This window comes from Streptomyces sp. NPDC058008 (genome assembly GCF_042886395.1).
Lineage (GTDB): Bacteria > Actinomycetota > Actinomycetes > Streptomycetales > Streptomycetaceae > Streptomyces.
Genome location: NZ_JBHVQX010000013.1, coordinates 180790 through 195750 on the forward strand (window position 1 = coordinate 180790; position 14961 = coordinate 195750).

The 14961-nt window shown below is 73.3% G+C and carries 9 protein-coding genes; 4 read left to right on the forward strand and 5 right to left on the reverse strand.

The features are described 5' to 3' along the window. From ACFVS9_RS15775 to ACFVS9_RS15785, 3 genes are read right to left on the reverse strand one after another with little or no spacing between them, the layout of a single operon-like run. A complete protein-coding gene (locus ACFVS9_RS15775; protein WP_389932605.1) occupies window positions 1-1182 on the reverse strand; it encodes a cytochrome P450 in 1182 nt (393 codons plus the stop codon). Continuing rightward, window positions 1179-4613: an amino acid adenylation domain-containing protein gene (locus tag ACFVS9_RS15780; RefSeq protein ID WP_389932608.1), complete on the reverse strand. Its 3435-nt coding sequence runs from the start codon at window positions 4611-4613 to the stop codon at window positions 1179-1181. The genes ACFVS9_RS15775 and ACFVS9_RS15780 overlap by 4 nt, the downstream gene beginning before the upstream one ends. After that, window positions 4613-6337, reverse strand: coding sequence for a condensation domain-containing protein (locus ACFVS9_RS15785; RefSeq protein WP_389932611.1), 1725 nt, complete (start codon window positions 6335-6337; stop codon window positions 4613-4615). The genes ACFVS9_RS15780 and ACFVS9_RS15785 overlap by 1 nt, the downstream gene beginning before the upstream one ends. A gap of 262 nt (window positions 6338-6599) precedes the next feature. Here ACFVS9_RS15785 and ACFVS9_RS15790 point away from each other — a divergent pair, with 262 nt between their 5' ends. From ACFVS9_RS15790 to ACFVS9_RS15800, 3 genes are read left to right on the forward strand one after another with little or no spacing between them, the layout of a single operon-like run. Further along, window positions 6600-7838: a cytochrome P450 gene (locus ACFVS9_RS15790; protein ID WP_383117788.1), complete on the forward strand. Its 1239-nt coding sequence runs from the start codon at window positions 6600-6602 to the stop codon at window positions 7836-7838. After that, entirely contained in the window at window positions 7835-8602 is a 768-nt protein-coding gene (locus ACFVS9_RS15795; RefSeq protein ID WP_389932615.1) for a thioesterase II family protein, read from the forward strand. Before ACFVS9_RS15790 ends, ACFVS9_RS15795 begins: the two co-directional genes overlap by 4 nt. A 46-nt stretch (window positions 8603-8648) precedes the next feature. Continuing rightward, window positions 8649-9635 (forward strand): aldo/keto reductase, encoded by a 987-nt coding sequence (locus ACFVS9_RS15800; protein ID WP_383117786.1) that lies wholly within the window; start codon window positions 8649-8651, stop codon window positions 9633-9635. 301 nt (window positions 9636-9936) lie between these two features. Here the strand turns inward: ACFVS9_RS15800 and disA are convergent, their stop codons facing one another. Both disA and radA read right to left on the reverse strand, forming a co-directional pair. Next, window positions 9937-11061 (reverse strand): DNA integrity scanning diadenylate cyclase DisA, encoded by a 1125-nt coding sequence (gene disA, locus ACFVS9_RS15805; protein ID WP_383117785.1) that lies wholly within the window; start codon window positions 11059-11061, stop codon window positions 9937-9939. A gap of 80 nt (window positions 11062-11141) precedes the next feature. Continuing rightward, the gene (gene radA, locus ACFVS9_RS15810) at window positions 11142-12554 is read right to left on the reverse strand and encodes a DNA repair protein RadA (RefSeq protein WP_383117784.1); all 1413 of its coding nucleotides are present in this window, start codon (window positions 12552-12554) and stop codon (window positions 11142-11144) included. Between the two features lie 135 nt (window positions 12555-12689). Here radA and ACFVS9_RS15815 point away from each other — a divergent pair, with 135 nt between their 5' ends. Further along, complete coding sequence (locus ACFVS9_RS15815) at window positions 12690-14510, forward strand: hypothetical protein (protein WP_389932620.1); 1821 nt, start codon at window positions 12690-12692, stop codon at window positions 14508-14510. Window positions 14511-14961: the final 451 nt, after the last annotated feature.

The window sequence follows — 14961 nt, forward strand, 5'->3', positions numbered from 1 at the left end:
TCACACCCCCAGGTCGACGTAGAGGTGGTCGAGGCCGACGTAGGAGAGGTTGGGTCCCCAGACGGCGGCCTCGCCGGTGAGCCGGGCGTCCGGGAAGCGCTTCGCGAAACGGCGCAGCAGGACGGCGGCCTCCAGGCGGGCCAGCGGCGCGCCGACGCAGTAGTGCGGGCCGTGGCCGAAGACGAGGTGCTGCTCCGGCCGGCCGGACCCGGCCGCCGTGTCCGCTCCCGCTCCGGTGACCGGGCAGCCGGCGGGCGGGGCGGCCGGTCCGTCCTCCTCCGCGAGGAGACCGTCCCCGGTGAGGCTGACGAGCACGAGGTCGCCCTCCTTCAGCAGGCTCCCCGCCACCTCCTGGTCGTAGGCGACGACACGGCCCAGGTGCCGCAGCGGGGGCCGTGCCACGAGCACGGTCTCCACGAGCGCCTCCGCGGCGCCCTCCCGCTCCGCGCGGATCGCGTCCCACACGGCCCGGTCGCCGAGCGCGGTCAGGACGACGGAGCCGAGCAGCGACGCCGTCGTCTCCAGGCCGCCGAAGAGGTTCATCGCCCAGGTCGCGGTCGTACGGGCCCGGTCGAGCGGGGTGTCGCGCGGGAAGGCCGCGGGGGCGGAGGCCCGGGACAGGGCCTCCGCCATCTCCTCCATGGCGGTGTGCGCCCGCTCCGCGTGGTCACGCCGGTACATGGCCCCGATGAACAGGGACAGCGCCCGCGACCAGCGGTGCAGGACCGCCGGCTCCTCGTCGACGCCGACGACGTGCGCCATGACCTTGCCGGAGATGCCGTCGGCGACCGTCGGCATCACGTCGTGCGGCCGGGCCGCGGCGAGGTCGTCGAGGCAGGCGTCGACGATCTCCTCGACGCGCGGAGCCAGGGAGCGGACGTACGAGGCCGACATGATCCGCTGCACGGGGCGGCGCAGCGCCGTGTGCTCCGGGGCGTCGGTCTGGACGAACCAGAGGCGCAGGAAGTCGGTGAGCGCGCGGTACTCCTCGCGCGACGCCTCCGACATGTACAGCTGGAAGGAGCGCGCGAAGGTTCCGGAGGCGAAGCCGGGGTGGTTGAGGACCTGCCGGGCCAGCCGCGGGTCGGCGACGACCCAGCACTCCAGCCCCTCGTCCCACTCCGGGGCCCCGGCGCCGTCCGGGAGGGACGGCGCCGGGGCGGGAGTCCGCGTGCGGTTCACTCGGTGCCGGCCTTCTCCACGAGGGCCCGCAGCCCGTCGGGCGTGGGGGAGAGCAGGAAGTCGCGCAGCCGCACGCTCACCCCCAGCTCCCCCTTGAGTCTGCGCATCAGCCGTACCGCGCCCAGGGAGTTGCCGCCGACCATGAAGAAGTCGGTGTCGGGCGCGACGGCGGCGGCCGGGTCGGGACTCTCGATGACCGCGAGGAACAGCTCCGCGATCCGCTCCGTCAGGGAGGGCACGGCCTCCTCCGGTTCCGCGGGCGCGGCGGCCGGGGCCGCCACGGGCCGTCCGGCCCGCGCGGCCGGCACCGCGAGGGCGGCCAGGGCGCGCAGGTCGACCTTGCCGTTGGCCGTCAGCGGCAGCCGGTCCCCGACGGTCCAGAGGCCGGGCACCATGTAGGCCGGGAGCCGCTCCTGGAGCAGGGCGCGCAGGGCGACCGCGTCGGTCTCCGCCCCGGGCGCCAGGACCACCGAGGCCACCAGCCGCTTGTCCGCGCTGTCGGCGCCCGTGACGTGCACGACGGCGTCCCGCACCTCCGGGTGCGCGGTCAGCACGTCGCCGATCGCGCCCAGTTCGACCCGGTAGCCGCGCAGTTTGACCTGGTCGTCGGCCCGGCCGAGGAAGCGCAGCCGCCCGAGGCCGTCCATGCGGACGACGTCGCCCGTGCGGTAGAGGCGTTCGGCCACGTCCGGCGAGAACGTCCCGAACGAGCGCGCCGTCTCCGCCTCGTCGCCGAGGTAGCCGTCGGCCAGTCCCGCGCCGCCCGCGTACAGTTCGCCGACCGCGCCCGCCGGCACCACCCGCCGGCGCTCGTCCAGGACGTACACCCGCGTGCCCGGCACCGGGGTGCCGATGGGCAGCGGACCGTCGATGTCCTCGGGCCGCCGCACGGTGTGGGTGGTGGTGAAGGTGGTGTTCTCCGTCGGCCCGTAGCCGTTGGTGACGGCCAGCCCCGGGTGGCGGGCGAGCGCGCGTGCCGCGTGCTCGTGCGGTACGACGTCGCCGCCGGTGAGCAGCCGGCGCATCCCGGCGAACGAGTCGGGGGCGAACTCCTCGACCAGCCGGAACAGTCCCGCGGTCAGCCAGGCGACGGTGATCCCGCGCTCGCGCAGGAACGCGCCGAGCTCGGTGGGCGAGGCGAGACCCGCCGGGTGGACCTCCAGGGTCGCCCCGGTCAGCAGGGCGCCCCACAGTTCCAGCGTCGAGGCGTCGAACGCCAGCGGCGAGAGGCGCAGCATCCGCTCACCGGGCCCCAGCGTCACGAACCCGGGCTCGCCGGTCAGCCGGATCACGGCGCGGTGCGGGACGGACACGCCCTTGGGCTCACCGGTCGAACCCGAGGTGAAGGCCACGTAGGCGAGCCGTGCGGGGTCCTCGGGCGCGTACGGTACGGCGTCGTCCCCGGACGTGGCGGGCCAGGACGGCTCCCAGGTGGCGACCGGGACGACGCCGAGCGCGGCGGCCCGCGTCGCGGCGGGACCGGACACCGGCCCCGCCAGCGCCGCGGCCGGCGCGGCGCGTTCCACGATCCCGGCCAGGTGGGCGTCGGTCACGCCCTGTTCCACTCCGACGTACGCGGCGCCCGCCCACTGCACCCCCAGCACGGCGACGGCCTCGGCGACCGAGCGGTCCACGGCGACCAGCACCCGGTCGCCCGGTCCGACACCCGCCTCCCGCAGCAGGCGGGCCTGCCCGGCGGCGGCGTCCGCCAGCTGGGCGTAGGTGAGGGAGGACGCCTCGTCGCGCACGGCGACCGCGTCGGGCGTACGCGCCGCCACCTCCCGGAACAGTGCGTCGAGGGAGGTCTCGCGGACGTCCCCGCTCCACGCGTTGATGCCGTCGATCCGGGCGCGGCTGCCCTCGGACACACAGCGGACGTCCTCCAGCCGGGCGGCCGGCTCGGCGGCCAGCTGCTCGACGGCGGAGCGGAAGTCCGCGATGAACGCGAGGGTCTCGTCCTCGCTCCAGACGCCCGTCGCGTACTCCACATGACCGGCGAACGACGGATCGGCGTGCCCGATGAGCATCGTGAGGTCGAACTGCGAACCGCCGCCGTGCCCCTCCTCGACCCGCAGCCGGGCGGACCCGGCACGCAGCCCCTGCGGAACGAGCTGGTCGTGCATGCCGAAGCAGACCTGGACGAGCGGGTGGCAGCCGAGGCTCCGCTCGACGCCCAGACGGGCCACCAGCTCCTCGAAGGGCAGGTCCCCGGCGTCGATGCTGCGCCCCAGGGACGCGTGCACGGAGCGGAGGTATCCGGCGGCGGTCGCGTCGTCGTCGATGTCGACGCGCACGGGGACGAGGTTGCCCGTCACCGCTATCAGGTGTTCCAGCTCCGACGACCCCCGCCCCAGCAGCGGCACGCCGACGAGCAGGCTGCGGCTGCCGGTCAGCCGGCCCAGGGTCAGGCCGAAGGCGCCGAGGAGGAAGGCGTACGGGGTGATGCCGAGCTCCCTGGCCCGGCCGGCCACCGCCGCGGTCGCCCCGGGCCCGAGGTCCAGCGCGCTGCGGCTGCCGCGGGCGTCCTGCACGGCGGGGCGCTGCCGGTCGGCGGGCAGCTCCAGCACCGTGGGCACGCCGTCGAGCTGACGCTTCCACAGCTCGGCCCGGCCGTCCCACACGCCGGAGGCGCGCAGGGCCTCGTGACGGCGGGAGAGCACTCCCACCGGGACGTCCGGACCGAGGTCCGGTTCGGACACGCCGTCGCTCAGCGCGCCGTAGCGGGCGAAGACCTCCGTGAGGAGCAGCCCCACCGCCCGGCCGTCGAGCACCATGTGGTGCGCGGCCAGGACGACGGCCTCGCCGCCCCCGGGCCGGGAGAAGTGCAGGAAGCGGTAGGCGGGGGCGGCCGACAGGTCGAAGGGCCTGCGTCCCCGCGCGGCGCCCTCGCGGCGCACGTACTCCTCGAATCCGTCCGCCGGGCCGTCGTACACGTACGTCGTCAGCTCGGGCACGTGGGCGGCCAGGACCTCGCGCACGACGTCGCTGTCCGTCTCGCGGAAGACGGTGCGCAGCCCCTCGTGCCGGCCGACGGTCTCGGCCAGGGCCTTCGCCAGATAGTCCCGGTCCAGCCCGCCCTCCTCCACGAAGCAGCTGAACACCAGGTTGTAGGGGGAACCGCCGGCCAGGCTCTCGATGAGCCACATCCCGCGCTGCGCCGGGGAGAGGGCGGTGTCGTCCGGGGCGGCACCGGCCGCGGGCTCCGTGCCGGGGTCCGTCACCGGACCGGCCCCGGAGAGCACCGCGGCGAGCGGTCTCGCGCCCAGTAAGTCCTTCACCGCGACGCTCAGGCCGAGCTGTTCCTGGACCAGTGCGGCCAGGCGCATGGCGCGCAGCGAGTCGCCGCCGAGCGAGATGAAGCTCTCCGTGGCGAAGTCCGCCGGGTCGGTCCCCTCACCGAGGACGGACACGGCCAGGTCGGCGCCGGTCATCAGACGGCCTCTTCGGCGGTGCGCCGGTTACGGGCGGCGTCGAGCATGCCGAGCCGGTCGGTGCCGGGCGCGGCCGCCGCGCGCGGTTGCCCGGCGGGGGCCGCGAGCAGGTCCGCCTGGCCGCTGACCGTGGCCGACCGGAAGAGGTCGACGGTACGCAGCATCCGGCCGGAGGCCTGGCTCAGCCGCTCGACGAGCATCACGAGCAGGAGGGAGTCGCCGCCCGACTCGAAGAAGCTGACGTCGTCGTCGATGTCGTCGCTCTGGAGGACCTCCTGCCAGATGGACCGTACGAGGTCGAGCCGGGCGGCCGGGTCGTCGAGGTCGATCGCGTTGACGGACTGTTCGAGCACGGTTTCCTCCGGAGAAGTGGCAAGGTCCGCAGCACTGCGCCGCAGATCCGACAGGAAGGCGGAGACGGTGGAGTGATCGTTGACGTCTGCCGGGTAGTCCAGGGACAGTTCCAGTCGCCGTCCTTCGGCGCCGTCCTCGATGCGGACGAACAGCGCGAGGTCGTACTTGATGTACAGCGGATCGAGCGGACGCAGCCGGCCCGTGACGCCCGGCGCGAGTTCGGGGGCGTGCGGCGCGTCGTCCAGGTTGAGGAGCACCGGTGTCAGGGGCGGCCAGAGGGCGTTGCGGTCGGGGTTGAGCTCGGCGGAGATGGCGTCCAGCGGCACGTCGCTGTCCATGAACGCCTCCATGCTGCCGACGCGGGCGTTGCCCAGCAGCTCACGCCAGGTGGTGTCCGCGTCGAGTGACACGCGTAGCACCACGGTCGTGATGAACATGCCGATGACGTCGGCGGCGTCGGGGTGGTCGCGGCCCGGCCAGGCGAAGGCGATGAGGAAGTCCCGCTGGTCGCTGCGGCGGGCCAGGGTCCCGGCCAGCAGCGCGACGCCCAGCATGAAGGTGGTGCAGCCCTCCTCGGTGGCCACGGCCACGGCCTTGGCGGTCCGCTCCGGGTCGAGGGCGGTGGCGAGGGTGGTGCCGAGCAGTGACGTTTCCTCTTTGGCCTCGGCGGAGCGCTCGAAGGGCAGCCGCACCTCGGTGGGAGCCCCGCGCAGCCGGGCGACCACCTCTTCGACCTGCGCGGCCACGTCCTCCGCGGAAGGGGTGGTGACCACCGAGGCCGGATGGGCGGGGGTGCTCAACCGGGGTTCCTGGCCCGCCAGTCCGGCCCGGTAGATGGTGAAGATCTCCTCCAGCAGCATGGTGCGCGACAGCCCGTCGAACACGATGTGGTGCGAGGTGAGCACCAGGAGGGTGCGGTCGGGGCCGGTCCGGATGACCTCGGCCCGCGCGGGCGGCTCGGCGGCCAGATCGAACGGGGTGGCGCACAGCGCCCGCACCAGCCGGTCCGTCTCGGCGTCGGTCCAGCCCTCGCCGGCCGCGTCCAGGAAACCGGCGTCGGCCGGATCCCCATGGGTGCTGTACTCGACCCGGCGATGCTTCAGATCCAGCCGGAACCGGGCCCGTAACGAGGGATGCCGGCCGAGGGCCCGCCGGACCGCGGAGACCAGCAGAGGATGATCGACGGGGCCGGTGAACTCGACGACCGAGGGGACCAGCTGCGTGGGCCGCAGCAGTTCGTCCCGGTCCAGTACCCACAGGCCCTGCTGCATCGGCGTAGCCGGATACCAGGGATTCTCTTCCAATTGCCGATCGGGCACCACTGAAGAACTCCCCCTGTTAGCCGCCGCCCATGCCCCCACCTTTCCCATTCGGACCCGAACGGGAAAGCAGCCTGTTCTCAGCCGGGGGGACGCTACGTCACCCGAATATGGGGAGTCAAGGGCGATCTTGCCGGGCTCGGCGCAGTCCTGAACGCGCCATTTATAAAATTTCGACAAAGTGACTTGACCGGCATCGCGTGGCTGGAAAGCGATGCCCGTCTTCGCATTCCGCCTGTATGTTGTCCCGCGCCACTCCTCCCACAGGAATGCCGTGGGGTCGGCTCCGAACCGGACGGAAGGACAACAGCCCTTGAAAGTCCACGATGCCGCCATTTCCAGATGCCCCGTTCACCCGGGAGCCACCGACCTCGTCGACCCGCTGCTCTACAGCGACGGTGACGCCCACGCCGTGTGGCAGCGGATGCGGAGCCTCGGCACGCTGACCCGGCAGGAGGTCGACGACAAGCGCGGCTTCTGGAACATCGTCGGGTTCGACGACGCCGAGCGGGTACTGCGCGACACCTCGGTCTTCACCTCCGAGCGTGGCACCATGCTGGACCTCCTGGGCACCGACGACCCGGCCGGCGGGAAGCAACTGGCCGTCACCGACCCGCCCCGGCACACCGAGATGCAGACCCGGCTGAAGAAGGCGCTCGCGGTCAAGGCCGTCGAGCGGCAGAAGGACATGATCCGTCCGCTGATCATCGACCTGATCAGCCCGCTCGGCGACGGCGGCACCTTCGACTTCGCCCAGGCGATGCTGGCCATGCCGATGTCCGTGACCGGCACGATGATGGGCCTGCCCAGCAGCGACTGGCCCTGGCTCAGCCGCCTCACCACGGTGTGCATAGCCGCCGACGACCCGGACTACCAGGACCTGGGCGGCAAGGAGGCCACCCTGGAGGCGGCGCACCGGGAGCTGTTCGCCTACTTCCAGGACCTGGTCAGGTTCCGCCGCGGCAACCTCGGCGACGACCTGCTGAGCGTGCTGATCTCCACCGAGTTCGAGGGCCGCCACATGGACTCCGGGGAGATCGTGGCGAACTGCTACAGCCTGCTCCTCGGCGCCAACGTCACCACCCCGCACTCACCCAACTACGTCATGGCCGAGTTCATCGACAGCGGGGTGCTGGAGGACTGGGCGGCGCACCCGGAGGTCAACTCCACCGCCGTCGAGGAGGCGCTGCGCTGGGCCTCGCCGGTCAACCACTTCCTGCGCTACGCCACGTGCGACACGGAGATCCGCAACACCCCGATCGCCTCGGGTGACGCGGTGGTGGTCTGGCTCGGCGCCGCCAACCGTGACGAGGCCGTCTTCCCCGACGCCACGACCTTCGACATCCGGCGCAAGCCCAACAAGCACATCGCGTTCGGCATCGGCCCGCACTACTGCATCGGCCACAGCGTCGCCCGGATCACCCTGCGCATCCTCTTCGAGGAACTCCTCACCCGGTTCGAGGACTTCCGGCCGGCCGGCAAGCCCGAGCGGCTGGCCTCGAACTTCGTCTCCGGCTACAAGCGCGTCCCCATCACGGCCCGGCCCCGATGACCCCACCGCCCGCCACTCCGTGGCTGCGCCGCTTCCACCCCGCGCACCCCGGCGCGCTGCGGCTCTTCTGCTTCCCGCACGCCGGCGGGAACGCCTCGTACTACTACCCGCTCTCGGCGCTCCTCGCGCCCCGGATCGAGATGCTGGCCGTCCAGTACCCGGGCCGGCAGGAGCGGTTCAACGAGCCCCGCATCGAGAGCCTGACGGAGATGGCCGACGTCATCGCCGGCGAGCTGGACGGCCTGACCGGTGAGCCCTTCGCCCTCTTCGGGCACAGCATGGGCGCCACCGTGGCCTTCGAGGTCGCCTGCCGGCTGCGGGCCCAGGGAGCCGAGGCGACCGCCCTGTTCGTCTCCGGGCGGCGGGCCCCGTCCGTCCCCGCGCCGGGGTCGGTCCACCTCGCCACCGACGAGAAGCTCATCGCCGACATGGAGTACCTGGGCGGCACCAGTACCCAGATGCTGGAGAACCCGGACCTGCTGGACGCTATCCTTCCGGCCGTACGGAGCGACTACGTCGCCACGGAGACGTACCGCTACCAGGGCGCCCCCCGGCTCGACTGTCCGATCACCGCGTTCATCGGGGACGTCGACCCGCGGGTGGACGTCCCCATGGCGGAGGCCTGGGCCGACCACACCACGGACGACTTCAGGCTCCATGTCTTCAGCGGTGGTCACTTCTATCTGGTCCCGCATCTCGAAGCCATAGCGGAAACGATGTCCCTGTCGGTTCCGGACGTTCAAACATTGTCAACGCAGAATTAACAATTCCGTTTTCAGTACGGTTCCCTCCCTCCGAATAGGACCCACCATGAAATACCGCGTCATCGGCAGCGACCCGAGCACCCGCCGCGAGGTCAGTGTGGTGAGTCTCGGTTCGATGCTCTTCGGAACGGTGACCGACGAAGCGACGTCCTTCGCCCTTCTCGACCGTTTCGTCGAGGCGGGCGGCACCTTCATCGACACGTCCAACAACTACTCGTTCTGGGTCAACGGAACCCAGGGCGGAGAAAGCGAGGAGCTGCTCGGCCGTTGGATCCGCAGCCGTGGAATCGGCGACGAGATCACCTTCGCGACCAAGCTCGGCGCCCGCCCGAACGCTCCCACCAGCGGCTTCAGCCTCGACATCGAGGGGCTGTCGGCCAAGGTGATCCGCGAGTCCGCCGAGCGCAGCCGCGAGCGGCTCGGCATCGAGCGGATCCACCTGCTCTACGCGCACGTCATGGACGAGAACACCCCCCTGGAGGAGACCGTCGAGGCCTTCGGCGGGGTCGTCGACGACGGCATCGCCGGACTCCTCGGTGCGAGCAACCACTGGGCCTGGCGCGTGGAGCGGGCCCGTGCCCTGGCCGCGGCGGCCGGGCTGCCCGGCTACGAGGTGCTCCAGCACCACCACAGCTACCTGCGCCAGCGCACCGACACCCCGAGCCTGCGCTCCCCCGACGGGAACCAGGGCCTGGTCAGCGGTGACCTGCTCAGCTATGTGCGGGCCACCCCCTCGCTCACCCAGGTCGCGTACACCCCGCTGCTCTCCGGCGCGTACGTCCGTGACGACAAGCCGCTCGGTCCCGGCTTCGAGCACGCCGGCACCGCGCCCCGCCTCGCGGCCCTCGCCGAGGTGGCCGAGGAGGCCGGGGCGACCGTCAACCAGGTCGTCCTGTCCTGGCTGCTGGGCGGGGACATCCCGATCCTTCCCCTCGTCGGCGCCTCGTCGATCGCACAGCTCGACGAGAGCCTGGCCGCGGTGGAGCTCGAACTGACCCCGGAGCAGCGCAAGAAGCTCGACTCCACGAACTGAGTCCGACGCCCTACCGGGAAGCACCCGAGCCCCGCCGGTCCTGACCGGCGGGGCTCGGGTGTGTGACGAGGCGGCACAGGGCGGGCGGCGGACCGGCCGCGCGGGGGCGGGGCCGTGATCCGGCGGCTCACGGGGCCGGGGCCGCGATCCGGCCGTTCACGCTGACCTACGGCCGTTCGCCCTGCCTCCGGCACGGAGCGCACGGCGCGGGCCGGGCGTACCGCCGCCGGATCTGCCGGCGGGCGGACGGCAGGCCCTCACGGTCCGGCGTAGGCCTGGCCCTCCGGCCGGCTACCGGTGCCTAGACGTACCGCTCCAGGATCGAGGACTCCGCCAGCCGCGAGAGACCCTCGCGCACACTCCGGGCCCTCGCCTCGCCGACCCCGTCCACGGCCTGGAGGTCGTCCACGCTCGCCGCGAGCAGCTTCTGCAGGCCGCCGAAGTGCTCCACCAGCCGCTCGATGATCGCCCCGGGCAGCCGGGGCACCTTCGCCAGCAGCCGGTAGCCGCGCGGGGAGACCGCCGAGTCCAGCGTCTCGGGCGATCCGCTGTAGCCCAGTGCCCGTGCGACCACGGGCAGTTCGAGCAGCTCGGTGTGGGTGAGGGTGTCCAGCTCGGCCAGCGCCTCTCCGACCGTGCGGGAACGCTTGGCGGTCGGCTCGGGGACGTAGTCGCGTACGACCAGCTCCCGCTCCGGCTCCACACCGGCGATCAACTCGTCCAGCTGGAGGGCCAGGAGGCGGCCGTCGGTGCCCAGCTCCACCACGTACTCGGCGATCTCGGTCGCGATCCGGCGCACCATCTCCAGCCGCTGGGAGACCGCCGTCACGTCCCGGACCGTCACCAGGTCCTCGATCTCCAGCGCGGAGAGCGTCCCGGCGACCTCGTCCAGCCTGAGCTTGTACCGCTCCAGGGTGGCGAGCGCCTGGTTGGCACGGGACAGGATCGCGGAGGACTCCTCCAGGACCCGCCGCTCCCCGTCCACGTAGAGCGCGATCAGGCGCATCGACTGGGAGACCGACACCACGGGGAAACCGCACGCCTTGGAGACCCGGTCCGCCGTGCGGTGCCGGGTGCCCGTCTCCTCGGTGGGGATGGAGGCGTCCGGGACCAGCTGTACGCCGGCCCGCAGGATCTTGGTCATCTCCTTGTCGAGGATCATCGCGCCGTCCAGCTTGCACAGTTCGCGCAGGCGGGTCGCGGTGAACTCCACGTCCAGCACGAATCCGCCGGTACACATGGATTCGACGGTTCTGTCCATGCCGAGGACGATCAGTCCGCCGGTGTTGCCGCGGAGAATGCGCTCCAGGCCGTCGCGGAGTGCCGTTCCGGGCGCGACCGCGCTCAACGAGGCGCGCATCAGCGCCTCGTTACCCGTGCCTTGGCCGGACTTTCCGGGCGATGCTGCCCGGTCGTTGGCTGCCACTGCACTCCTCCGGTCACAGGTTTGCGGTGCCCTTGCGTCCCTCACACCGTTCGTACGGGCGGGCGAGACCAGGGCAAAGTCTACCGGCGTGCGCCGTCGTCCTGTGGTCCGTCCGGCCGAGAGCGGCGGGGGAGGACTCGCAGGGCGTCGCCCATGTCGGCCACTTCCGTGACCTTCATGCCGGCCGGGACCTGCCCCGGGTCCCTCGGGACCAGGGCGTGCTTGAACCCGAGACGGTACGCCTCCGCCAGCCTGCGCTGGACCCCCGTCACCCTCCTGACCTCACCGGCGAGGCCCACCTCGCCGATCGCGACCAGGTTCTTGGGGAGCGGTGTGTCACTGGCCGCGCTCGCCAGCGCCAGCGCGACCGCGAGGTCCGCGGCCGGCTCGGTGAGCTTCACGCCGCCCACCGTCGCGCTGTAGATGTCCCGCTTGCCGAGCGCGCTGATCCGGCCCCGCTGTTCGAGGACCGCCAGCATCATCGAGACCCGGGAGGTCTCCAGGCCCGAGGTGGTGCGCCGGGGCGAGGGGATCTGGGAGTCGACCGTCAGCGCCTGCACCTCGGCGACCAGGGGGCGCTTGCCCTCCAGGGTGACCGTCAGGCAGGTGCCCGGCACCGGCTCGTCGCGGCGGGTGAGGAAGAGCCCGGAGGGGTCCGCCAGCCCGGTGATGCCCTCGTCGTGCAGCTCGAAGCAGCCGACCTCGTCCGTGGCGCCGTACCGGTTCTTGACGCCGCGCACGAGACGGAGGCGTGCGTGCCGGTCGCCCTCGAAGGAGAGCACCACGTCGACGAGGTGCTCCAGGAGGCGGGGCCCCGCGATCGCGCCGTCCTTGGTGACGTGGCCCACCAGGAGCGTGGACATGCCGCGCTCCTTCGAGGCCCGGATGAGCGCTCCCGCGACCTCGCGGACCTGGGCCATGCCGCCGGGGGCGCCGTCGATCTCCGGCGAGGCGACGGTCTGCACGGAGTCCAGGACCAGCAGGGACGGCTTGACCGCGTCCAGATGCCCCAGGACCGCCGAGAGGTCCGTCTCGGCGGCGAGGTACAGGTGGTCGTTGATCGCCCGGATCCGGTCGGCCCGCATCCGCACCTGGCTGGCCGACTCCTCGGCCGTGACGTAGAGCGTGCGGTGTTCGTCGCTCGCGGCCTTGGCCGCCACGTCCAGCAGCAGCGTCGACTTGCCGACGCCCGGCTCGCCCGCGAGCAGCACGACGGCGCCCGGCACGAGCCCCCCGCCGAGCACGCGGTCCAGCTCTCCGACCCCGGTCGAGCGGGCGGTCGCCTGCCGGCTGTCGACCTGCCCGATCGGCAGGGCGGCGGTGGACACCCGGCCCGCCGCCGTCGTGCGGACCGCGGGGGCGCCGCCGAACTCCTCGACCGTCCCCCAGGCCTGGCACTCGGGGCAGCGGCCGAGCCATTTGGCGGTCGTCCAGCCGCACTCGGTGCAGCGGTAGGAGGGCCGGTCCTTCGCGGATTTCGTACGGGCAGCCATGGCGTCACCGTATAGGTGAGGACCGACAGCACCGGGCGTGGGCACGGGAGGCGAACATGTGCCCGATGCGGTGGTTACGGAGGAATCCGGGATCACTGTCCTCTTTCGAGGGGGAGCGTCACTCGTAAGGGTTAAATGTCGGAAAGTACCGCCAGGGTGTCTCCCGCGTCTGCCTACGGTCGCAAGGTGACGAGCAGCAGGCTGGGGACCCCCACGCACACCACCGGCGCACACCGGGCGCACCGCCGCGAGGCGGGCCCCCCGGCGCGGCGGTCGTCCGCACGTTACGAGCCGTACCTCGACGGCCTCTTCACCTACTGCCTCTCCGTGCTCTGCGACCACGAGGCGGCCACCGAGGCGCTCGGCTCGGTCCTGGTGATCGCCGAACGGCAGGACGGCCGGTGCCCCGCGGCCGAGGAGGAACGTAAATCCTGGCTGTACGCCCTGGCCAGGTGGACCTGTCTGCGGGCGCTCACCGAGCAGCGGCGGGGTCGTCAGGCCCACCGGCGCCCGACCGCACCGCGCGGCCCGGCGGCCCACGGGGGCACCCGCCGCACCCACGGCACGCCCGAGGACGCCGCCGTTCCCGGGGCCCCCGCCGAGTCCCCGGTCACCGAGGCGCGCCGGCGCGAACTCGCGCAGCTGGCCTGGCCCGAGGCCGCCGGCACCACTCCCGAGCAGCGCGAGGCGCTCGAACTCGCCGTGCGCCACGGGCTCACCCCGCGCGGTGTCGCCGCCGTCCTCGGCCTCGACCCCGGAAGCGCCAGGGAGCTGCTGGCCGGAGCCGCCTGCGAGGTGGAGCGGACCCGCGCCGCCCTCGCCGTCGTGGAGAAGGGGAACTGCGCGGCCGTCGCCCGGCTCACCGGCGCCCACCAGGTGCTGCTCTCGGCGGCCCTGCGCCGCGAGCTGGTCCGGCACGTCGACGACTGCCCCCGCTGCCGCCGCGCCGCCGAGCGGGCCGGCGCCTCGGGCCCCTGGCCCGGGGCGACCGTCACCCCGGTCGCGCCGCTGCGGGTGGTCGAGGCGCCCCGCCCCTCGGTCCGCGTGGCCCTGACGCACGCGCGCCGCTCCCGCTCCGGCGCCCCGCGCTTCGGCCGGACCGGCTTCCCGCTGGACCCCAAGGACCACGCCGCGCGCCGGGACCGGCTGCGTGCCCGGGTCATGACGACGACGGTCGTCGCGACCGTCGTCGCCGCCCCCGTGATCGCCCTGTGGGCCGCCTACCGGGGCGCGCCGCTGACCGGCGAGGGCCGCGGCACATCGATCACCGCGAGCGACGTGGCCGGGCGGCCCGGCACCGAGGGTGATCCGTACGGCCCCCACGGGGACGCGGGCGAGGCCGGTCCCGACGGCGGCTTCACGGACGGCGCCGGGAGCCCGGACGTGTCGGCCGAGGTCGTGAGCGCCGGCGCGGATCCGGACGGCCCGGGCTCGCTCGCGGTCTCGGCCCGCTCGTCCGGCGGCCGTACGGTGATCACGCTCACCGCGACGGGGGATGAAGCCGTCGTCTGGTCGGCGCGGGGGGACGCCGCGTGGCTGCGCCTCAGCCGCACGTCGGGCACGCTCGCGGCCGGCCGGAGCACCACCGTGCACGTCCTCGTGAACCGCTCGGCCGAGCCGCGGGGGGCGTGGGGCGCCCGCGTCCTGTTCGCCCCGTCGGGGACCGCCGTGGCGATCACCGGTCACGGCGCGACGGCCCCGCGCCCCGGAGCCACGGAGCCGTCCACGGGGACCCCGGGCCCCTCGTCGTCCTCCCCGCCCCCGTCGCCGGATCCCGACCCGAGCCCCACGGACCCCACCGGCACGCCGGACCCGACGCCCACACCGACGGATCCCGCGACGGACCCGCCGGAGTCACCCGGGCCCTCACCGTCGCCCTCGGAGGGATCCGCCTCACCGACCCCGTCGTCCGGCCCGACGGCGAGCCCGGACGAACCGTCCGGGCCCACGGGCTGACGGCGAACGGCACCCCGGTGCACGACGGAACGTTTGTGCGCCGCACACCGGGACGTCACAGGGGTGCGGACCGGGGACCCCGGAGGGGTGCGGACAAGGACGTCACAGGGGTGCGGACAAGGACGCCACAGAGGTGCGGACCGGACGGCGAAACGGGCCGAGGCGTCCGTACACGGCGGGCCGGGGTCCTGGCGGAGCCTTCGGGCGGGCCGGAGGGTCTCCGCCGGGACGCTTGTGGAGCTTTCGGACGGGCCGAGGGGTCTCCGCCGGGGGTCCTGGCGGAGCCTTCGTGCGGGCTGGAGGGTCTCCGCCGGGACGCTTGTGGAGCTTTCGGACGGGCCGAGAGGTCTCCGCCAGGACCCTCCCGGAGCCTTCGCCCGGGGCGAGGGGTCACCGCCGGGGCTCTCCCCCGAGCCTTCCGGCGGGCCGGAGCACCCCCACCAGGGTCCTC